Annotated in this window: 16 protein-coding genes; all 16 read left to right on the top strand. The window is 67.1% G+C overall.

What is annotated here, in order from left to right:
• Nucleotides 1-186: 186 nt before the first annotated feature.
• The 16 genes from JHD67_RS07505 (at nucleotide 187) to JHD67_RS07430 (ending at nucleotide 21,952) form a co-directional block, all read left to right on the top strand.
• Nucleotides 187-5,994 (top strand): ESPR-type extended signal peptide-containing protein, encoded by a 5,808-nt coding sequence (locus tag JHD67_RS07505; RefSeq protein WP_199098549.1) that lies wholly within the window; start codon nucleotides 187-189, stop codon nucleotides 5,992-5,994.
• Between the two features lie 352 nt (nucleotides 5,995-6,346).
• Nucleotides 6,347-8,035: a type II secretion system ATPase GspE gene (gene gspE, locus JHD67_RS07500; protein WP_233171714.1), complete on the top strand. Its 1,689-nt coding sequence runs from the start codon at nucleotides 6,347-6,349 to the stop codon at nucleotides 8,033-8,035.
• 113 nt (nucleotides 8,036-8,148) lie between these two features.
• Nucleotides 8,149-9,366, top strand: coding sequence for a type II secretion system inner membrane protein GspF (gspF, locus tag JHD67_RS07495; protein ID WP_199098547.1), 1,218 nt, complete (start codon nucleotides 8,149-8,151; stop codon nucleotides 9,364-9,366).
• Between the two features lie 51 nt (nucleotides 9,367-9,417).
• The gene (gene gspG / locus JHD67_RS07490; RefSeq protein WP_199098546.1) at nucleotides 9,418-9,843 is read left to right on the top strand and encodes a type II secretion system major pseudopilin GspG; all 426 of its coding nucleotides are present in this window, start codon (nucleotides 9,418-9,420) and stop codon (nucleotides 9,841-9,843) included.
• A gap of 62 nt (nucleotides 9,844-9,905) precedes the next feature.
• Nucleotides 9,906-10,358, top strand: a complete 453-nt coding sequence (locus tag JHD67_RS07485; RefSeq protein ID WP_343214330.1) for a GspH/FimT family pseudopilin — start codon at nucleotides 9,906-9,908, stop codon at nucleotides 10,356-10,358.
• Complete coding sequence (locus JHD67_RS07480) at nucleotides 10,355-10,753, top strand: prepilin-type N-terminal cleavage/methylation domain-containing protein (protein WP_199098544.1); 399 nt, start codon at nucleotides 10,355-10,357, stop codon at nucleotides 10,751-10,753. Before JHD67_RS07485 ends, JHD67_RS07480 begins: the two co-directional genes overlap by 4 nt.
• A complete protein-coding gene (locus tag JHD67_RS07475; RefSeq protein WP_199098543.1) occupies nucleotides 10,750-11,415 on the top strand; it encodes a prepilin-type N-terminal cleavage/methylation domain-containing protein in 666 nt (221 codons plus the stop codon). The genes JHD67_RS07480 and JHD67_RS07475 overlap by 4 nt, the downstream gene beginning before the upstream one ends.
• Nucleotides 11,412-12,290 carry a type II secretion system protein GspK gene (locus tag JHD67_RS07470; protein ID WP_199098542.1) on the top strand — a complete coding sequence of 293 codons (879 nt, stop codon included), beginning with the start codon at nucleotides 11,412-11,414 and terminating at the stop codon, nucleotides 12,288-12,290. The genes JHD67_RS07475 and JHD67_RS07470 overlap by 4 nt, the downstream gene beginning before the upstream one ends.
• The gene (locus tag JHD67_RS07465; protein WP_199098541.1) at nucleotides 12,287-13,456 is read left to right on the top strand and encodes a PilN domain-containing protein; all 1,170 of its coding nucleotides are present in this window, start codon (nucleotides 12,287-12,289) and stop codon (nucleotides 13,454-13,456) included. Before JHD67_RS07470 ends, JHD67_RS07465 begins: the two co-directional genes overlap by 4 nt.
• Nucleotides 13,453-14,085 carry a type II secretion system protein GspM gene (gene gspM / locus JHD67_RS07460; RefSeq protein WP_199098540.1) on the top strand — a complete coding sequence of 211 codons (633 nt, stop codon included), beginning with the start codon at nucleotides 13,453-13,455 and terminating at the stop codon, nucleotides 14,083-14,085. Before JHD67_RS07465 ends, gspM begins: the two co-directional genes overlap by 4 nt.
• Nucleotides 14,082-14,813 (top strand): general secretion pathway protein GspN, encoded by a 732-nt coding sequence (locus tag JHD67_RS07455; RefSeq protein WP_199098539.1) that lies wholly within the window; start codon nucleotides 14,082-14,084, stop codon nucleotides 14,811-14,813. Before gspM ends, JHD67_RS07455 begins: the two co-directional genes overlap by 4 nt.
• Nucleotides 14,814-14,816: 3 nt before the next feature.
• Entirely contained in the window at nucleotides 14,817-17,216 is a 2,400-nt protein-coding gene (gspD, locus tag JHD67_RS07450) for a type II secretion system secretin GspD (protein ID WP_199098538.1), read from the top strand.
• A gap of 83 nt (nucleotides 17,217-17,299) precedes the next feature.
• Nucleotides 17,300-19,816, top strand: coding sequence for an ATP-dependent helicase HrpB (gene hrpB, locus JHD67_RS07445; protein ID WP_199098537.1), 2,517 nt, complete (start codon nucleotides 17,300-17,302; stop codon nucleotides 19,814-19,816).
• 43 nt (nucleotides 19,817-19,859) lie between these two features.
• The gene (locus JHD67_RS07440) at nucleotides 19,860-20,702 is read left to right on the top strand and encodes an SAM-dependent methyltransferase (protein WP_199098536.1); all 843 of its coding nucleotides are present in this window, start codon (nucleotides 19,860-19,862) and stop codon (nucleotides 20,700-20,702) included.
• 68 nt (nucleotides 20,703-20,770) lie between these two features.
• Nucleotides 20,771-21,706, top strand: coding sequence for an RDD family protein (locus JHD67_RS07435; RefSeq protein WP_199098535.1), 936 nt, complete (start codon nucleotides 20,771-20,773; stop codon nucleotides 21,704-21,706).
• A gap of 105 nt (nucleotides 21,707-21,811) precedes the next feature.
• On the top strand, nucleotides 21,812-21,952 hold the full coding sequence (locus tag JHD67_RS07430; protein ID WP_199098534.1) for a hypothetical protein: 141 nt from the start codon (nucleotides 21,812-21,814) through the stop codon (nucleotides 21,950-21,952).
• Nucleotides 21,953-22,036 lie beyond the last annotated feature (84 nt).

Here is a 22,036-nt window from a genome sequence, read left to right as displayed (position 1 = left end):
ACACATCAACGACGGCGCGCAACTCACGCGCGTCACGCAAGGAACACATGCCAAGGAGGCCCGCGCGGTCGCCTCGGGAGCGTGCGTCCCGATGAAGCCGCAGCAATGCGCTGCGGCCATGTGGGCGGGCCACCGGGGAACCGGGCAGCCCATCGATCGCAAGCATCAATTTTGGGGAGAACGTCGGTGAACAGGATCTACAGCAAGGTGTGGAACAAGTCGTTGGGCATGCTGGTGGTGGCCAGTGAACTGGCCCGTGCGGACGGCAAGCGCGGAACGACGCGCGGCGCGCGCGCCGGCATCTCCGCGTTGGCGATGGGCGTGGCCCTGGCGCTGGGGGCGCCGGCCGCAAGCGCCGGACAAATCGTTGCCGATACGACGGACGAGCCGTGGATCGAGCCGATCGCCACCAACGGCAGTCTCGCCGCCGGCAGCGGCGCCATCGCGCAGTACCAGAGCGTGGCCTACGGCGCCCATGCATTGGCGCTTGCCACGGGTTCCGCCGCCCTGGGCTACAACGCCCAGGCCTTTGGCATCGATGCCGTGGGCGTGGGGCACTACGCCAACGCCAAGTACGACAACAGCATCGCCATCGGCGGCTACAGCACCAGCAGCGGCATCGGCGCGATCGCGCTCGGCGCAGGCAGCACGGCCAGCGGTGTGAACAGCGTTGCCTTGGGTACCGCTTCCATCGCCGATCAGGACAACACGGTGTCCGTCGGCAGCGGCACCATCACCCGTCGCATCACCCATGTGGCCAACGCCATGAACGCCGACGATGCCGCCACCTATGGTCAGTTGACCGCGGTGGCGCAGGCGGCGACGAGCGCGCTGGGTGGCGGTGCGAGTTTCGATGCCGCCACGGGCGTATTCACCGCGCCCAAGTACGTCTTGAGCACCGGCACGTATGCCAAGGTATCGGATGCGCTTACCGCACTCGACAACTTTGCCGTGCAGCTCAACACCAAGGGCGGCAAGTATTACCAGGTCAACAGCACCGGCGCCGCGGCAACGGCCGTCGGCAGCAATGGCATTGCGGTGGGTTCGGGTGCGAGCGCGTCGGCCAGCAATGCCGTTGCCATGGGCACCAGTGCGACAGCGAGCGCCAGCGCCGCCGTGGCGATCGGGCAGAGCAGCCAGGCCAGTGCGGCCGGCGCGGTGGCCATTGGCCAGACCAGCCAGGCCAGCACCGCCAGCGCCGTGGCGATCGGTCAGGGCAGCAAGGCCACGGCAGCGGAAACGGTGGCCATCGGCGATCGCGCCAGCGCCACCGGCAAGTACAGCGTGGCGGTGGGTGGTCGCGCCGACGTGGGCGATCTGATCTACAACGTGCCGGGCGTGCTTTATCAGGGCACCACCACGGCGGGCATCGCCGCCAGCGCTTTCGGCAATGGCGCCTCGGCGGCTGGGCTGGGTTCGGCCGCGGTAGGTACCTTGGCATCGGCCGCGGGTCTGCAGTCGAGTGCGCTGGGTGCCTTGTCCACCGCGAAACTCGAAGGCGGCACGGCGGTGGGCAGCGGCAGCTATGCCGAAGGCCTGCATGCCAGCACGCTGGGTTTCCTGGCGCATGCCCAGGGTGACAACAGCATGGCGCTGGGCGCCAATACGCTGGCCGTAGGCAAGCGCAGCACCGCCGTGGGCACCGAGGCCGGGGCCGAGGCGGACGACGCTACCGCCCTGGGTGCGGGTAGCGCCGCCTTTGCCGCGCGCAGCACCGCCACCGGTGCCAGCAGCATTGCCAACGCCAGTGAAAGTACGGCGATGGGTTACCGGTCGCTGGCCGACGATGCGAACACCACCGCCGTAGGCGCCAACGCCATGGCGATGGGCGTGGGCGCCTCCGCCTTTGGCAGCAATGCCAACACCACGGGCGATTACGCCACCGCGACGGGCTTTGGCGCCATTGCCGCCAAGCATGCGTCGGCTTATGGCGCCAATGCGCAGGCCAGTGATGAGCGCGCTACCGCCACCGGTGCCGACGCCTTGGCCGGTGCGAAGGACAGCACCGCCACCGGTGCCGGCAGCGCCGCGTTTGGCGAGCGCAGCACCGCGACCGGCGCCCACAGCATCGCCGATGCGAGGGAGGCCACGGCGGTGGGCTATAACGCGGTTGCCTCCGACATGAGCGCCACGGCGGTTGGCGCTGACGCGAATGCGTTTGGCATCGGCGCTTCGGCGTTTGGTCATGGCGCCGGCACCAATGCCGACTACGCCACGGCCGCCGGTTACGGCAGCCTTGCCAGCGGCGTGCACAGCGCGGCCTTCGGTACGAACGCGCAAGCCAGTGCCGGTGGCGCCATCGCCATCGGTGGCCAGGCGGTCGACGATGACGGCAATCCCATCGTGAGTGACAGCGATGGCCAGCCGGTGAGCACCGGCGCCATCGCCAGTGGCACGGTGGCCACCGCCGTGGGTGCCAGCGCGCAGGCGAGTGGCTTTGCGGCGTCGGCCTTCGGCGTGGGCGCGTACGCCACGGGCGAGCAGTCGTTGGCGCTGGGTGCGGTGACCAATGCCACCGGCAACTTCGCGACCGCCGTGGGCGCGCAAAGCGCGGCGACCGGTAATGGCAGCGTCGCGCTGGGTGGCATGGCGGACCTGATTCCCGGCGAAGGCATCTACATCCAGACCTTGGCCAGCGGCGAAAACGCCACCGCGCTGGGTTCGGGTGCGAAAGCCACCAGTGACAATGCCATCGCCCTCGGTGCGATCAGCGAAGCCAGCGGCTTCAACAGTACGGCCGTGGGCTACCTCGCCTATACGCCGGGCGCCAATGCCACTGCGCTGGGCACCAACTCGTGGGCATCGGGTGCGAGCAGTGTCGCCGTGGGCGATTACGCTACGGCCCTGGCGGCCAACAGCGTGGCGCTTGGTGCCCATTCGTGGGCTGATCGCGCCAACACGGTGGCCGTGGGCGACGTGGCGCACCAGCTGACACGCCAGATCACCGGTGTGGCCGCGGGTACCGAGGACAACGATGCGGTGAACAAGGCGCAGCTCGACGACGCGCTCGCCGATGTGCAGACCCATAGCCGCTTCTTCGCGGCCGATGGCAAGCAGGATGGCAGCGACGATGCCGCTGCATTCGGCGTGCACAGCGTCGCGGCGGGTGCCGGCAGCATCGCCGATGGCAGAGAGAGCACGGCGATGGGTTATCGCGCGGTAGCCAATGACGCCAGCACCACGGCGGTAGGCGCGGGTGCGAATGCATTCGGCGTGGGCGCTTCCGCCTTCGGCAGCAGTGCCAACACCAACGGCGACTATGCGACCGCGACGGGCTCCGGTGCGGTGGCGGCGTTGCAGGGCTCGGCGTACGGCGCAGGGGCGCAGGCGACCGGCGCGGGCAGCGTGGCCGTGGGTGGTCAGGCGGTGGACGAAGATGGCTCGGCGCTGCTTACCGATGCGAACAACCAGCCGATCACCACGAGTGCCACCAGTGCCGGCACCGGCGGCACGGCGGTGGGTGCGAGCGCGCAGGCTGGCGGTTTCGCCAGTTCCGCGTTCGGTCTCGGCGCGGAAGCGGCAGGCGATCTTTCCACCGCATTGGGCGTGGTGGCCTATGCCAAGGGCGAGCAGTCGCTGGCGGCTGGCTACGGCGCCGTGGGTTACGGCGTCAACAGCACCGCCTTGGGCGCCAATGCACAGGCCATCGCGGTGAACTCGGTGGCGATCGGCGCCGACAGCCAGGCCACGCGCGCCAACACGGTATCGGTGGGTTCGGCGGGCGCTGAGCGTCAGATCACCAACGTGGCGGTCGGCACGCAAGGCACCGATGCGGTGAACAAAGCGCAGCTCGACGCGGCGATGATCGCGGCCCAATCGCCCAGCCGCTTCTTTGCGGTCGACGGCAAGGACGACGGCAGCGAAGACGCCGCAGCCTTTGGCAACCACAGCGTCGCGGCGGGCGCCGGCAGCATCGCCGATGGCAGAGAGAGCACGGCGATGGGTTATCGCGCGGTAGCCAATGACGCCAGCACCACGGCGGTAGGCGCGGGTGCGAATGCATTCGGCGTGGGCGCTTCCGCCTTCGGCAGCAGAGCCAACACCAACGGCGACTATGCGACCGCGACGGGCTTCGGTGCGGTGGCGGCGTTGCAGGGCTCGGCGTACGGCGCAGGGGCGCAGGCGACCGGCGCGGGCAGCGTGGCCGTGGGTGGTCAGGCGGTGGACGAAGATGGCTCGGCGTTGCTCACCGACGCGCACGAGCAACCCATCACCACCAGTGCCACCAGTGCCGGCACCGGCGGTACGGCGGTGGGTGCGAGCGCGCAGGCTGGCGGTTTCGCCAGTTCCGCGCTGGGTCTTGGCGCGGAGTCGGCGGGCGATCTCTCCACCGCGCTGGGCGCGGTGGCGTATGCCAAGGGTGAGCAGTCGCTGGCGGCAGGCTACGGCGCCGCGGCGTACGACGCCGGCGGCATTGCCATGGGCGCGCGTGCATCGGCCGCGGGCAAGGACAGCATCGCCATCGGTTCGGGGGCGGAAACCGGCTATGCCGCTTTGGGTATCAGCAGCGTCAATGCCACCGCCCTTGGCACGGGTAGCTGGGCGTTCGGCGACAACGGCACGGCGCTGGGCGCGGGCAGCGTGGCGTTTGGACAGAACAGCGCGGCGCTGGGCTTCAACGCGCAAGCGGGTGCCGAGAATTCGGTGGCCATTGGCGCCAACAGTGAAGCGAGCCGCGCCAATACCGTCTCGGTAGGTACGGATGGCGCGGAGCGTCAGATCACGCACCTGGCCGATGGCAGCGAGGACACCGATGCGGTGAACCTCAAGCAGCTCAAGACGGCGATCAGCGGCGTGGGCACCACGCTGGATGGCGCGGTGATGTACGAAGGCAGCGACAAGCAGCGCATCGTGCTGGCCGGAAATGGCGGCACGGTGATCAGCAATGTCGCCACCAGCGGCATCGCTACGGATGCCGCCAATGTCGGCCAGCTGCAGGGCGTGCTCGGCTTGCTGGGTGGCAGCGTGAAGATGAGTAGCGGCGGTGAGATCACCGGCCCGTCGTACTGGACGCAGGGCAGCAGCTACTACACCGTCGGCGATGCCCTGAGTGCGCTGGATGGCGCCTTGCGCAACGCCTTCGACGGATTGAGCGCGGTCCAGCAGCGCATGGATACCCTGACCGGCACGGTGGCCGCCAATGGGGTGGGCGACCGCGCCCAGGTGGATGGCAGCAACTCGGCCTCGGTGGTTCAGGGCAGCAAGGGCGTGGCCATGGGGCATGGCGCCAGCGCGGGTGGCAGCTACGGCACCGCCGTGGGTGGCGATGCTTACGCGGCCGGCCCCAACGACACCGCCATCGGCGGCAATGCCAAGGTGCACGCGGATGGCAGCGTGGCGCTGGGTGCCAACACCACCATTGCGGCGGCGGGCACCAATGCGGTGGCGGTGGGCGAGAGCGCATCGGTCTCGGCGGCCTCCGGTACGGCGATAGGCCAGGGAGCCTCGGTGACCGCCAATGGCGCGGTGGCGTTGGGGCAGGGTTCGGTGGCCGATCGCGCCAACACCGTATCGGTGGGCACGGCGGCGGCGCAGCGACAGGTCACCAATGTGGCGGCCGGTACGCAGGCGACCGATGCGGCCAACTACGGTCAGGTGCAGGACGCGCTGAGCACCGCCAAGACCTACGCCGATGCCGGTGACCAGCGCACGCTGCAACAGTCCAAGGCCTATACCGACCAGAAGCTGGGCAGTTTCGCCAGCAGCACGGAGTTGAACGCCCTGCGCGATCAGGTCAACGACCAGTTCAACACCATGAACCGTCGGGTCAACCGGGTCGGCGCCATGGGCACGGCGATGGCGCAGATGTCCTTCAGTACGCAGGGCATCAACACCGCCAATCGCCTCGGCGTGGGCGTGGGCGGCTACCGCGACCAGCAGGCGTTGTCGGTGGGCTATTCGCGCCAGGTCAGCAATAACGCCAATGTCACCTTCGGCGCCGCGATCAGCGGTGGCGAAAGTTCCGGTGGCGTGGGCGTGGGTATTGGCTGGTAAGTACGGCGGGTAAGTACCGCGATAGTTGTTCAGCCACCAACGAACCGGCGCCTGCGGGCGCCGGCTTCGTTTCCGGCAGCGAATTCTTGCGAGCGCCGATTTCCTTCGCTCCGCTCGGCAAGCGAACCGTCATCCTGGTTATTTACCCTCGGGCCCGGAACATGTGGATGTGATTGTGGTCGAGTTTGTGATGCGCGGCGAGAAACCGCGCTCGCGTCGTGCCCGACGGGTGTGTTAACAATGCTTCTTTGGTGCCGTTGGGGGCGGCATCTGCGAAGCCAGAATCAAGAACAGGAAGCGGGGTGAACGCATGTCGGCAGTGGCCAGGTCGGCGGCTAGCGGGGAGGCGGCGATGGATAGCCGCGAAGCGGCGGTTTGTGCGCTGCTGGTTACCCGTGGGCGCCTGAAAGATACCGATCTCGTCCGCGCTCGCCGGCTCCACGAGGAGTCGCCCGAAGGCACGCTCACCGCGTTGATGGCTCGCTTAGGGCTGGTTTCCGAGCGCGATCTGGCCGAAGCCTGGTCCGAACTCCTGCAAACGCCGTTGCTGGGCGCGCGCGAGGCGCCGGAACTGCCACCCGCCGAGCTGGAAATCTCCAGCCGTTTCCTCAAGCAGCAGCACGTGGTGCCGGTGCGGGTGGGCGAGGATGGCCTGGGTTTGATAGTGGCCGATCCGGCCGATCCCTATCCCTTGCAGGCCATCGGCCTTGCCGCCGGTCGACCGGTGGCGTTGCGCATTGGCCTGCGTTCGGAAATCGACGACCTGATCGAGCGCTATTACGGCTCGGGTCGCTCCGCCATGGGCACCATCGTGGAAAACCTCGATGGCAGCGCTGCGGTGGAGGACGACGTGGAGCACCTGCGCGACCTCGCCTCCGAGGCGCCGGTGATTCGCCTGGTCAACCTGATCCTGCAGCGCGCGGTGGAACAGCGCGCGTCGGACGTGCACATCGAACCTTTTGAGAATCGTCTGAAAGTGCGCTACCGCATCGACGGCGTGCTGCACGAAGTGGAAGCGCCGCCCTCCAGCTCCACGGCCGCGGTGATCTCGCGCGTAAAGATCATGGCCAAGCTCAATATCGCCGAGCGCCGCCTGCCGCAGGATGGTCGCATCCAGCTGCGCGTGCAGGGCAAGGAATTGGATTTGCGCGTATCCACCGTGCCCACCAGCTTCGGCGAATCGGTGGTGATGCGTATCCTTGATCGCGAGTCGGTCGTGTTCGACTTCGCCGAGCTGGGTTTCACCGACAGCTTCCAGCAGCGCTTTATCGATGTGCTGGAGCGCCCGCACGGCATCTTGCTGGTCACCGGTCCCACGGGCTCAGGCAAAACCACCACGCTCTACACGGCGTTGTCCAAGATCAACACGCCCGACGTAAAGATCATCACGGTGGAAGATCCGGTCGAGTACCAGATCGAAGGCATCAACCAGATTCAGGTGAAGCCGCAGATCGGCCTGGATTTCACCGGTGCGCTGCGCTCCATCGTGCGCCAGGATCCGGACGTGATCATGATCGGCGAAATGCGCGACCTGGAGACATGCCGCATCGCGATCCAGTCCGCGCTCACCGGTCACTTGGTGCTCTCCACGCTGCACACCAACAGCGCGGCCGGCGGCATCACGCGCCTGCTCGACATGGGCGTGGAGGATTACCTGCTCGGCTCCACCGTGAACGGCATCCTGGCACAGCGGCTGGTCCGCCGACTTGATCCGGCCACGGCGATTCCGTATGAAGCGCTGCCCGAAGTGATCGAGCAGTTCGAGTTGCACAAGTACACCGATGAACGCCCGATCCGCCTGTGGAAGCCCGGCACCAGTGCCGCCAACCCCACGGGCTATCGCGGCCGCCGCGCGATCATGGAATTCCTGGTGATGAGCGATCCGCTGCGCCGCATGGTGATGCAGCGCGCCGATGCGGGTGAAATCGAGCGCCTGGCGCGTGCCGAAGGCATGCGCACCATGTACGAGGACGGCATTGCCAAGGCGGTGGCTGGCATTACCACCATCGAGGAGGTGCTCCGTGTCACGCAGGAAGGCTGACGCCGCGACACGCATCCTCAGCGCGCACCCTCGCTTCCGCCAAGGCGTGAGTGAGGCGAACGCGTACCGGTGCGGGCGTGCGCAGGCGCCGGTGTACTCATGAGGGTGTACTCATGAGCCAGTTCAGCTATCGCGCTGTCAGCGCGGCAGGCGAAATGTTGCAGGGTCAGATGGAAGCGGCCAGCCTCGACGAGGTCATCAGCCGCTTGCAGGATCAAGGCCACACCCCGCTGGATGCGCAGGCCGCGGATGCCGGCGGCAGTGGCAGCGGGCTGTCCGCGTTGTTGCGGCGCGGCCCGTTCACCGGCGATCAATTGGCCCAGTTCACCCATCAGCTCGCGACCTTGCTCGGCGCGGGCCAGCCGCTGGATCGCGCCCTGGGCATCCTGATGGAACTGCCCGAGGGCGAGCGCGCCAAGAAGCTGATCGAGCGCGTACGCGATCGCGTGCGCGGCGGCACGCCGCTGTCGCAGGCCCTGGACGAAGAGCACAGCGTATTCCCCAAGCTTTACATCAGCCTCGTTCGCGCGGGCGAAGCGGGTGGGTCGCTGGAAGACACGCTGCATCGCCTGGCCGAATACCTGGAGCGCTCCCAGCAACTGCGTGGCAGCATCATCAATGCGCTGATTTATCCGGCGTTCCTCTTGGTGGGTGTGCTCGGTTCGCTGCTGTTGCTGCTCGCCTACGTGGTGCCGCAGTTCGTGCCGATTTTCGAAGACATGCAAGTGCCGATACCCTGGATAACCCAGGCCGTACTGGCCGTGGGTGGCGCCTTGCAGTCGTGGTGGTGGCTGATTCTTGGCATGCTGGTGGTGGGTGGGTTCATCGTCCGCGCGCGCTTGCGCGATCCGGCGCAGCTTCTGGCCTGGCACGCACGCCTGCTCACTGTGCGCGTGGTCGGCCCCTTGTTGTTGAAGGTGCAGACCGCGCGCATCGCGCGCACGCTGGGTACCTTGCTCAAGAACGGCGTGCCGCTGCTCTCGGCGCTGGGCATTGCGCGCCAGGTTACGGCCAATCGCGCGCTGGATCAGGCCCTGGAGCAGGCCGCCGAGCAGGTCAAGGGCGGCGCGGGATTGAGCTTTGCACTGGGGCAGGCGCAGCGCTTTCCGCGGCTGGCGCTGCAAATGGTGCAGGTAGGCGAGGAGGCCGGGCAGCTCGACACCATGCTGTTGAAGGTGGCCGATACGTTCGAGCTGGAAAGTCGCCGTGCTATCGATCGGCTGCTCGCCGCCCTGGTGCCCGCGTTGACCATCGTGATGACCGTGCTGGTGGCGATCATCATGGCGGCGATCCTGCTGCCCCTGCTCAGTCTTACCAGCAACATCCAGTAGTTCCGCGTCAGTTTGGCGCTGCCGTCCACTTCGAAACACACGAGGTACCTCATGCGACATCGTTCTCTTCATCGCCCCCATGCTTCCCGTGGTTTCACCCTGCTGGAAATGCTGGCGGTGATCGTGCTGATCGGCATCATCGGCGCGGTGGTGGTGACCCAGGTCGGCAAGAACGTCGACAAGGGCAAGTACGGCGCCGGCAAGGCCCAGCTCACCACACTCAGCCAGAAGGTGGAGAACTACGCGCTGGACAACGGCTCGCCGCCGGCGCAGCTGCAGGATCTGCTGGTCAAGCCGGCCAATGCGCGCAATTGGCAGGGCCCGTATGCGAAGGAATCGGAGTTGAAAGATCCCTGGGGGCATGAGTTTGGCTACAAGTACCCCGGCGACCACGGCAGCTTCGACCTGATCTTCTACGGTCAGGACGGCAAGCCCGGTGGCGACGGCTACAGCGCCGACGTGGGCAACTGGCAGTAAGCATGCCCACGTGCGCGCCCCACGCGTTATCGCCGCTGCCCGCAACTCGGGCCGGCGCGCGCGTGGGCGCGCAGCGCGGGTTCACCTTGCTGGAAATGCTGGCGGTGATCCTGCTGATCGGCATCGCCGCCGCTGCGGTGGCGGTATCGGTGACGCAGGGCCTGGCCAGTGCACGCGTTAGCGCGGCCAGCGGCGAACTGGCCGCCGCGCTGCGCGCCACGCGCACGCAGGCCATCGTGCACGGCGAGGAACATACCTTTGAGGTGGATACACGCGCCAATACCTATCGCGCCGACCGTGGCGAGCCGGTGCGCCTGCCATCGGGCATGCGCATCGGCATCACCAGTGCGCGGGAAGACCAGGTCAACGATCACACCGGGCGCATCCGTTTCTTTCCCGATGGCAGTTCCACGGGCGGCCATGTCACCTTGCAGCGCGAACGGCGCCAGTGGCAGGTGAATGTGTCCTGGCTTACCGGTGCGGTGAGCGTGGCCGATACGAGCGCGTCGCGATGAAGCGACAGCGCGGCTTCAGCCTGCTGGAAGTGATCGCGGCGATGTTGCTGTTGGCGATTGCCTTTGCCGCCTTGATGAAAGTGGCGGGCGGCTCGATCGCGCTCACCCGCAACGCGGACGATCACAGCCAGGCCGCGCTATGGGCGCGCAGCATGCTCGACACCGTTGACCTCACCGCGCCGTTGCGCCCGGGCACCACGGAAGGGCGTTTCGACCAGCACTATCGCTGGCGCCTGGTGGTGAGCCCGTGGAGTGCGCCGGGCGCCTCCGCCAATGCGTCGATCCGCATGTTCAAGCTGGATCTGGACGTGATCTGGGGGCCGCGCCTGCGCGAGCGCTCGGCGCATTTCAGCACCTTGCGCGCGCTCGGGCCCGAGCCGGACAACGGCTCATGAAGCACGCCCGTGGCTTTACCCTGCTCGAAGTACTGGGCGCGCTGGCCTTGCTCGCGCTCTTGCTGCTGGGCGTGTACGGCGGCGTGCGCACCGCGACGCACGCCGTGCGCTCCGGCGAGCGCGCCATCGCACGCCTGGACGAAGTGCGCTCGGCACAGCAGTTCCTGCGCCGCGAGCTGGCTCAGGCGCGCGCCGTGCCGCTGGCGCGTACCGACAAGGGCGATCCCCAATTCTTCACCGGCGATGCGCACGAAATGCGCTACGTCGCCCCGCTGCCGGGTTACCTGGGCAAGCTCGGGCCGCAATTGCAGCAGTTGAAGCTGGTTTCCAACGGCAAGGGTGGCTGGCGCCTGGAGGCGAGCTTCGCCCTCATGCCGCCCGATGGCAGCCCGGCCAAATCGCTGGGCCCACCGGAGGTGCTGGTGGATGGCATCGTCGATGGGCAATTCAGCTATCGCTCGCCCGATACGCCGGACAAGGCCGGCGATTGGGGCGATCACTGGGATAGCGTGCGCGCCATGCCGCGCATCGTGCGCATCGCGCTCAAGCTCGACGGCACCTCCAACTGGCCACAGCTGGAAGCGCCGCTGCGCGTGGATGCGTCGGCCATGCAGGGCCAGGTGGATTTGCTGCAAGGCCTGCAGCGGCGGAACGTGCCATGACGCGCGCCAGGACCATGCCGCCCTCGCGCCAGCGTGGCGTCGCCCTGCTGGTGGTGATGTGGGCGTGCACGTTGCTGGCGATCCTGCTCGGTGGCTACGCCATGCTGGCGCGCACCGAAGGCCTGCAGGCGCGCTATCAGTTCGCGCAGACCCAGGCGCACTATGCGGCGGAAGCGGGCGTAATGCGCGCCATCGCTGCCCTGCAGGACCCGCAGACGGAACAGCGCTGGCTGCCGGATGGGCGCATCTATCCCTTCACTTTCGACGGCGCCCGCATCAACGTGAGCATCGTCGACGAAAGCGGCAAGGTGGATCTCAACGCCGCCTCGCCCGATGTGCTCACTAACCTGTTCCGCGCCGCCGGCATGGCCGATGCCCAGGCGCAGGCGCTGACGCAGAACGTGGTGGACTGGCGCAGCTTCTCGCTGTCGCCGCCAAGTAACGTGCCCAACGCAGCCTATGCACAGGCTGGCAAGGATTACGGTCCGCGCCACGGCCCGTTCGCCACCGTCGAGGAGTTGCAAATGGTGCTGGGCATGGACCCTGCCGTGTATCGCACGGTGGCTTCGCAGGTCACGTTGTGGTCGGGCCGGCAAAGCCCCAATCCCGCCACCGCGCCGCCGCTGGCGCTGGCGGCCATTCCCGGCATGACGCCGCAGCAGGCGCAGGCGCTGACGGCTTCGCGTCAAGCAGGGCAGCCCGGTCAGCCGCCAGGCCTAGCCGTTGCTCAGGGACTAACGCATAGTATTCGTTCGGAGGCCACGCTGGCTGACGGCACGCGCGCGATCCTGCGCGCCACGGTGCGCCTCCAGGGCGCCCGGGCAGGCGCGTCGCCTTATGCCGTACTGCGTTGGCAGGAGGGTGACGGGGAATGAATTCGGCAACTTTGCCGCTGCGCTCGCAGCTGGATCGTGCACGCCGCGCGTGGCGCGGCTCGCCGCTGCCGCGTTTTATCGCGTGGTGGAGCGGCGAGCTGGCGGCGTTGCTGCCCGCGCGCTGGCGCACCCGGTTTGGCGGTGGCCTGGCCTGGCATCTGCTGCAACTGGACGACGACGAATGGGTCCTGCGTCGTGCAGGCGATGCGCAGCCGCTGGCGCGCTGGAGCAGCCAGCTCGATGCGGCCAGTCAGCAAGTGGCGCTGCGCGACGCCTTGCGCGGTGTGGATAACGAAGATCTGCGCCTGGCCTTGGTGCTGGACCCCGCTGCCGTATTGCGCCCACGCTTGCAGCTGCCGCTGGCCGCGCGTGACAACCTGTTACAGATCGGCGCCTTCGAGATGGATCGGCAGACGCCGTTCCGCGTGGAGCAGGTGCGCTACGACGTGCGCGAACTGCGCGCCGCCGCGCCGGCTGGCCGCTTCGCCGCCGAGCTGGTGGTGGTGCCGCGCGCCACGCTCGATCCCACGTTGGCGCGCCTGGCCTCGTCCGGTTTGCAGGTGGATGCCATCGATGTCGCCGTGGGCGTCGATCGTCTGGGCGCCAACCTGTTGCCGCCCGAACTGCTGCCGCGCCGGCAGCATCCGCGCCAGCGCTTGAATCTCGCCTTGGGCGCGGCGGCCATCGTGCTGCTGGTGCTGACCTTGCTGCAGTTTCTGCATAACCGAAACGCCGCGCTGGAGCAGATGCGCGGCGAGGTGGAGGGCATGCGCGCCGAAGCGGCGCAGGTGGCCTCCCTGCGTCAGCAATTGCAGGACAACGCCGGCGCGGCGGGCTTCCTCGCCGAGCGCAAGCGCGTCACCGTATCCGCGCTCGCCGTGATGCAGGACATCAGCCAGCGCCTGCCCACCAATGCGTGGCTGGAGCGCCTGAGCATCGACAACAGCGGGCAGGTCGGCTTCCAGGGCCAAAGCCCGCAGGCCGCACGCCTGGTGGATGCCTTCAAGGGCTCGCCGGTGCTTACCGACGCCAACTTCCAGGGCACCATCCAGGTCGATCCGGCGACGGGCAAGGAGCGCTTTTACATGGTCGCGCACCTGCGCAAACCCACCGAGGCCAAGGGCAAGGTCGCCACGGCGTCCTCCACGGCGGGAGGCTCGCCATGAAGCTTGCCGCCCTGAAGCCGCGCGAAAGTCGTATCGCGGCAATCCTGTTGCTGTTGCTCGTGGTGGTGATCGGTTACTTCGTCTTGCTGCACTGGTGGTTCGTGGCGCCGCTGCAAGCCATTCATGGCGAGATGGACGATTTGCGCGACACGCATGCACGCTTTGCCGCGGCCATTGCCGACAAGCCGCAATTGCAGCAACGCATCGCAGCGATGGGCGCGGGCCAGGCCTCCAGTCACGCGTTCCTGCCGGAAGACGACCCCAACGCCGCTGCCGCTGGACTGATGCAGCATGTGGTGGATGCCGTGGCCGCCCATCCGCAGGGCGGCGCCTGCGATGTCACCCAGAAGATGCCGGTGCCCAATCCCCCGGCCGGCCCGGACGAGCCTTACCGCAAGGTAGCGGTGAGCATCAGCCTGCGCTGCGATGTGCAGCCCCTGGCCGAGACGCTGCACGATCTGGAGCAGGGCACGCCGTACCTGTTCGTCGATGACCTCAGCATCTACCGCAATCCCGTGGCCGCGTTGCAGCAGGCCGCCGCTCCGCTGGAAGTGCAGTTCACCCTGTCCGGCTATGTGCGCCAGCCGCGCGCCTCCACCAGCGACGCCGAACAGGAAGGTGCACCGTGAACGCCGCCGGTCAACGTCGTCTTACACCGGTGCTCGGCGGTATCGCCGCCGTGTTCGCGCTGCTCCTGCTGTTGTTGCTGGCCGGCATCGGTCGCGGTGTGCAGTGGGGGCCGCCGCGTCCGGCGACGCCGCTGCCGCAAGCGCGTGAGCAAGGCTTGCCGACGCCCGCGCCGTTGGAACAGTTCGCCGTGGTCTGGACGCAGCCGCTGTTCAACCCCGATCGCAAACCCACGCTACGCACCGCCAGCGGCGGCGCCAGCCTGGGCGACATGCAACTTACCGGCATCATTCTTACCTCCACCCTGCATATGGCGTTGCTGCACGACAAGAGCGGCGATCACGAAGTGCGCGTGCGCGAGGGCGATACGCTGCCCGACGGCAGCTGGCGTTTGGCCGAGTTGAAACCGCGCGCCGCCGTGTTCGAATCCTCCAGCGGTCGCACCCAGCTCGACCTGCCCGCCGGCGCGCCCATCGACATGCCCAAGACATCGCCCAATGCGCCCACGCCGCCGAACACGGCAGCCAATGGCGCGCCGGTGTTGCCGCCGGGCGCCATGATGGTGGGTGCGCCGCCGCCGCAGAGCATGCCGATGCCTGTGTCGCCGCCGCCCCCGCAGGCCAGTGAGATCCATGACGCCCAGGCGGATCGAATCCGTCAGTTGAAAGAAGCCATTCAGAAGCGACGCGCCGAGCAACAACAAGATGCGTCCACCCAGGGAGCACACTGATTTATGTCCACCCAGCGCACGCCGCGGATGCACCGCATCGCTACGCTCACCATGGCTCTCTGGCTGGCCGGGTGCCAATCGCTGCCGCCACCGCGCGACGATGGCGCCTTGCAGCGCGAGGCCATGGCCGGTACCGAGAAGCCGGTGCCGGAATCGTTGCCACTCAACACCCGTGTCGGCGCCGACCAGAAGACCATCGCGCACCCCGATCTGAGTGCCGGCACCGGACAATTCGTCAATGGCGTGGGCCTGGCGCAACCGCGCAAGGCCGCCAGCGGCGATGGCGCGGTCACCTTCAATTTCGAGAATCAACCGGTGCAGGCGGTGGTCAAGGCGATTCTTGGCGACCTGCTCAAGCAGAACTACACCATCGTGCCTGGCGTGCAGGGCAATATCTCGTTCTCCACCTCCGAGCCGGTGGACAGCAGTGAAGCATTGCCGATACTGGAGACGCTGCTGTCGTGGACCAGCAACGCGTTGGTGATGCGCGATGGCCGTTACGTGGTGATGCCGGCCAAGGATGCCGTGGCCGGCAACCTGGTTCCCAGCCTCAACGCGGTGGCGCCGCAGGGTGGCATGCAGGCGCGACTGTTCCCGTTGCGCTACATCTCCGCCAACGAGATGCAGAAACTGATCAAGCCATTCGCCCGCGCCGATTCCGTGCTGCTGGTAGACCCGTCGCGCAACCTGATCGTGCTGTCCGGTTCGTCGCAGGAGCTGGACAACTACCAGCGCACCATCCGCACCTTCGACGTGGATTGGCTGCGCGGCATGTCGGTGGGCGTGTTCAGCCTGCAGCGCGCCAATGTGGGCGAGCTGATGCCGCAGCTCGATCAGATGTTCGGCGCCAAGGGCGATACGCCGCTGGCCGGCATGTTGCGCTTCATTCCGATCGAGCGCACCAATGCGCTGGTGGTCATCAGCACACAGCCCAACTATCTCAAGGAAGTGGGCGAATGGATCACCAAGATCGATCGCGGCGGTGGCAATGAGCCGGAGCTGTTCGTCTACGACGTACGCAACATCAAGGCGTCGGACCTGGCGCAATACCTGGCGCAGATCTACACCAACGGCAACGGTGGTGGCGGCAATGGCGGCCGCGTGGGGCCAGGCCTCAACGGCGCCACGCTGGGTGCGGGCGAAAATGCCAATGGCTCGGCCAGCGGCATGGGCAGCATGGCCGGCAGCTTCGGCAGCAGCACCACCGGTGGCGTAAACGGTACGGGCGGCGGCTTTGGCAGCGCGGGTGGTTTTGGTAACTCCACCAACGGCACCAATGCGCTGGGTGGCACCAACGGCAGCAGCGGTGGCTTTGGCAGTACCAACGGCGCCAGCGGCGCCGCCTTCGGTACCGGCAACAATAATGGCGGCGCCAACAACAGCGCGGGCCAGCAGTACACCTCCGAAGACGGCAGCATCCGCATCAGCTCGGTCGACACCAATAACCAGTTGCTGGTGCGCGCGCGGCCGTCGCAATGGGGCGAGATCGAACAGGCCATCAAGCGGCTGGATAACGTGCCGTTGCAGGTGCAGATCGAGATGCGCATCCTCGAGGTGGATCTCACCGGGCAGCTGGAGTTCGGCGTGCAGTGGTATCTGCAGGGTCTGGCCGGCTCCACGCCGACCTACGATGGCAACGGCAATGTCAACGGCGCGACCAATATCCCGCCGGGCATGCATCGCCAGGTGGCGCTGGGCTCGGGCGGCAACCAATACGGCGGCGAGCCGTTCTTCTACTCGTTCCTGAGCAGCAATCGCAAGTTCCAGGTGGCTTTGAGCGCGCTGGAAACCAACGGCAATACCAAGACGCTTTCCGCGCCGTCGCTGGTCGTGCTCAACAATCAGGTGGCTCACATCCAGGTGGGCGATCAGGTGCCGATCAACCAGACCTCCATCGTCACCGGCCTGGGCACCACGCCCACCGGCTCCACCGCGAGCAGTGTGAGCTATCTGCCCACCGGCGTGATTCTCGACGTGCAGCCGCGCGTGAATCCCGGCGGCCTGGTGTATCTCAATGTGCAGCAGCAGGTGAGCAATACCACGGGTGCGGCCAACTCGCAGGGCAACTACACCATCCAGCAACGCGCGGTGGGTACGCAGATTGCCGTGCAGAGCGGGCAGACGGTATTGCTGGGCGGTTTGATCCAGCAGAACGAGAACAACACGGATACGGGCATCCCCGGACTCAATCGCGTCCCCGTGCTGGGACGCCTGTTTGGTACTACCAGTCACAACCGTACCCGTACCGAGCTGATCGTGTTGATTACCCCCCGCGTGATTACCAGCGCCGAGGAAGCCAAGCAGGTCACCGACGAGTACCAGCGCAAGTTCGAATCGCTGGCGCCACTGCGCTCCACCGGCACCACGGGCAGCACCGGCGGCAGCAACACCCAGCACCCGTAAATCCAGGCCGGCCGCTCCCCAGGGGAGCGGCCATGCGCCGTGCGATGAGGGGTGGCAAGGCGGCGCCCGCTATCATGTGCGCGATGAGTACCCCGCCGTCCTTCCCCATTACCCCGCTGCTACCCGAGATCGTCGCGTCGTTGGCGGCGCATCCGCGTCTCGTGCTGGAGGCTCCGCCGGGTGCGGGCAAGACCACCCAGGTGCCGCTGGCTTTGCTCGATGCGCCCTGGCTGGACGGACAGCGCGTGTTGATGCTGGAGCCGCGCCGCATTGCCGCGCGCGCCGCCGCGCAATTCATGGCGCGCCAGCGCGGTGAAGAAGTGGGGCAGACCGTAGGCTATCGCATCCGTTTCGAGGCCAAGGTAAGCGCCGCCACACGCATCGAAGTGGTCACCGAAGGCATTCTCACCCGCATGATCCAGGACGATCCCGAGCTGAGCGGCATCGGCGCGATCCTGTTCGACGAATTCCATGAGCGTCACCTGGCCGGTGATCTTGGCGCGGCATTGGCGCTGGATGTGCAGGGCACCTTGCGGCCGGATCTGCGCATCGTGGTGATGTCGGCGACGCTGGACGGCGAGCGCATCGCGCAGTGGCTGGATGCGCCACGCGTCAGCAGCCCGGGGCGCAGCTTTCCGGTACGCGTCGAATATCCCGCGGCGCGCGTGCAGGAGACCGTAGAACATCAGCTTGCGCGCGTGGCACGACAGGCGTTGCAGGAGAACGACGGCGACGTGCTGGCGTTTCTGCCCGGTCGCCGCGAGATCGCGCGTGTGCAAGCGGTGCTGGAAAGCGCACTCGACGATGACATCGTCATCGTGCCTTTGCATGGCGAGCTGTCGCTGGCTGAACAGCAGGCGGCGCTGAGCCCCGCCGAGCCCGGTACGCGACGCATCGTGCTGGCCACCAACGTCGCCGAATCCAGCGTGACGCTGCCCGGCATTCGCGCGGTGGTGGATAGCGGCCTGGCACGCGAGCCGCGATTCGATCCCAACTCCGGATTTACTCGATTGGAGACGGTGACCATTGCGCAGGCATCGGCCGATCAACGCGCGGGCCGCGCCGGCCGCGTGGCCGAAGGCACCGCGTATCGCCTGTGGCCGCAGAGCAAGCGGCTGGATGCGTCGCGCTCGGCGGAAATCGCGCAGGCGGAGTTGTCCGGCCTCGCGCTGGAGCTGGCGGCCTGGGGCATCACCGCCAGCGGTGGCAGCGACCTGCCGTGGCTGGATGCGCCGCCGGCCGGCGCGTTGGCGCAGGCGCGCGAGCTGCTCACGCAATGGGGTGCGCTGGCCGGCGATGGGCGCATTACCGCGCTTGGCCGCGACATGCTGGAGTTAGGTGCGGCTCCCCGCCTCGGCGCCGCCGCCTTGCGCGCCGCGCCCGAGCTGCGCGCCTTGGTGGCGGACCTGCTCGCCTTGATGGAAGCGCGTTCGCCGTTGCGTGGCGAGAACGCGCGCACGGATGACTTCCGCGCGCGGCTCGGTGCGTTGCATGTGTGGCGCGATCGCAGCACCGCCGGTGCGCGCGGTGGAGCCGATGCCGGTGCGCTCGCCGCCATCGAACAAGCCAGCAAGGGCTGGCGTCGTCGATTGGAGGTGCGCAGCGCCGCTACCGGTGTGCCCGACAGCCACACCGTGGGCGATCTGTTGCTACATGCGTTTCCCGATCGCGTGGCGCGGCGTGACGACAGCAATCCGCTGCGCTACACGCTTGCCAACGGCCGTGGTGCGCGTCTGCATGAGAACACCGCATTGCTTGGCGAGCCCTGGCTGGTGGCGCTCGATGTGCGCTTCGAAGCGCGCGATAGCCTGATTCTTGCCGCCGCGCCGCTGGATTCACGCGTGCTCGAACGCGACTACCCGGCGCAATTCCGCCGCGAACGCGTGCTGCGCTGGAACGACGAGCGCGATGCGGTGGAGGCTTTCGAAGAACATCGTTTCGCCGCCATCGTGCTGGAACGTCGCAGCGTACCGGTGAACGCGGAAGACGCGCTGCCGGCCCTGCTTGCGGCGATCCGCAGCAAGGGCATCGATGTGTTGCCGTGGAGTGAACAGGCTCGCCGCCTGCGCGCGCGCATGCAGGCGCTGCGAGCGTGGGTGCCCGAACTGGGGTTGCCGGATGTATCGGACGCCGCCTTGCTGGCCTCGCTCGATACCTGGCTGGCGCCGTATCTCCATGGCAAGCGTCGATTGGACGCGCTCAGTGCCGAGGAACTCTCCCAGGCACTGGGCAGCCTGTTCGACTACGAGCAGCGTCGCCAACTCGATGCGCAAGCACCGGAGGGCCTCACCGTGCCCAGCGGCATGCATCGTCGCATCGAGTACGCCGAGGACGAACCGCCCGTACTGGCGGTGAAACTGCAAGAGTTGTTCGGGCTGGCCGATACGCCGCGCGTGGCCAACGGACGCGTGCCGGTGACGCTGCACTTGTTGTCCCCGGCGGGCCGTCCCATCCAGGTCACGCAGGATCTGAAAGGCTTCTGGGAGCGCACCTACCCCGAGGTGAAGAAAGAGCTGAAGGGGCGTTACCCGCGCCACCCCTGGCCCGACGACCCCTGGACGGCCCAGGCCACCCATCGCGCCAAGCCGCGCGGCACCTGATCGTCACCCGTTGCCGTACCCCGTTCTGCAGGAGATTCACCCCGTGTCGCACTATTCCGGCCCCTTGCTCACTCTATCCACTGGCACCGCCTTGCTGGCCGCTCGCGATAGCGGGGCCGGCACCTGGACGGGCTCGCTGGATCTGGGGCGCACCGAGGGCAGCGCCGTACTGGAAGCGGACGCGTGGCAGTGGCTGGGCCAGCGCTACGCCTACCCGGGCAAGCTCAAGGACCGCACCCTTTATTACTGGGATGGCGAGGCGTTTTCGGCGGTCTCGCGCTTCTCCGGTTCGTTGATCAAATTGGTGCCCACGCCATGGGGCGCGCCTACCTTCGAGATCGACGGCATCAAGATGCTGCCCACCGCCAAGGAGTCGCCCTTCGAGGATGCGCGCCGCAAGGTCGCCCTGGTCGAACCGCGCGGCAAGGTGGTGCTCGATACCTGCGGCGGCCTTGGCTACTTCGCCGCGTGTTGTCTGGAAGCTGGCGTGGCGCGCATCCATTCGTTCGAAAAGAACCCGGATGTGCTTTGGCTGCGCACGCTCAATCCGTGGTCGCCCGATCCGGAGGCGCCAGCCAGCGGTGGCCGCCTGCAACTGACCCACGCGGACGTATCGCAGGCCGTAGCGCAGATCGGCGACGCCTCGGTGGACGCCTTGCTGCACGACCCGCCGCGCTTCGGCATTGCCGGCGAGCTGTATTCGCAGGTGTTCTACGATCAGCTCGCCCGCGTGCTGCGTCGGGGCGGTCGGATGTTCCATTACACCGGCAGCCCCAACAAACTCACCAGCGATCGCGATGTGCCGCGCGAAGTCGCCCGCCGCCTGGAAAAAGCCGGTTTCAAGGCAGAACTGGCCTTGGATGGCGTGCTGGCCACGCGGCGCTAAGCATTCGCCGGCTCGTCAGGCGCAAGGCAGTGCGGCACACTGCCGGGAATTTCGAGGGAGTCATCATCATGATGCAGGAAGCAGGCCGGCCCGCGTTGGTCATTGCGAGTTTCTGGCGGCGCCTTGGCGCATTTGCCATCGATGCTCTGATACTGGGTTTGGGCGGTCTTTTCATCGGCGCGCTCAGTTTCGATGGCCTTGCCAGGCTCGGTATCTACGGACGCGTGCTGGGTTTCATCATCGCGCTGGGTTACTTCGGCCTGTTCAATAGCCGCTACGGCGAGGGTCAGACGCCCGGAAAGAAACTGCTTGGTCTGCGCGTGGTGGATGCGGGCGGTCAATGCATCGCCCTGCCCAAGTCGCTGCTGCGCTACGCCGTGCTGGGGCTTCCGTTCTTTCTCAACAACCTGCCGCTGGGCCAGCCGCAACTCGAGTCGTGGTGGAGCTACCCCCTGGGGATCATCGTGTTCGGTGCGGGCTTGTCGAGCATCTACCTGTATATCTTCAATCGCCGCACGCGCCAGTCGCTGCATGATCTGGCGGTCGGCACCTATGTGGTGCGCGTCGCGGACGACCAAGTACCTGCGCCGCTCTCGCCGGTATGGCGTGGACATGGCGTGGTGGTGGGCCTGCTGATCGTGCTTCCCGTGGCGGCTGCGATGCTGGGCCAGCGTCTTATGGGTAGTGGCTGGCTGGCCGACCTCACGTCGGTCTACCAGGCTGTTTCCGTGCAGCCGCATGTAAGCCGAGCGACGGTGCAGAAGAGCTTTGTGTCGGTGAATGGCCGTACATCCCACTATCTGGTGGCCTCGCTCAACCTCGATGCCTCCATGGTGGACGACGAGAATTATGCCCGCGATATCGCGCGCATCATGGCCAGCAAGTTCCCCGACGTGACCTCCCAGAATGCGGTGATCGTCGAGCTGGTCTACGGCTACGACATCGGCATCGCCTCTGGCCGGAAGAGCCACCGCTACAGCTTCAAGCCCGAAGCACTGCAATAGTGGATACGGCATGGCTTCGCCAACAGGTTTCCCGCAGCAGGCGACGATGGGCTTCGGTCGCGCGCCGCACGGGCATCGGCGGGTGGTCGCTTTGAGGCGTTATTCATGAGATGGCGGTGGAGCGTGGCCATCAAGGGCATGGCGCGGCTGGTGCTGATCGTCACCACCGCGGTAGCGGTGGGCGGCGTGGCCTTCATGCTGCTGATCAAGCTACTGCTGGCGGTGCACCTGCATGCCTTGAAGTGACCTATGCACCTGTGCATAAAGTCCCTGTGCATGTTTGCACTTCCCAACGGGAAGGCGGATACGGCACGCTGCCGGCCTGGCTCC

The sequence above is a fragment of the Dyella sp. ASV21 genome (assembly GCF_016428975.1).
Taxonomy (GTDB): Bacteria; Pseudomonadota; Gammaproteobacteria; order Xanthomonadales; family Rhodanobacteraceae; genus Dyella.
Note: the sequence above shows the minus strand (reverse complement) of the source record. Positions and strands in the feature narration are given on the sequence as shown.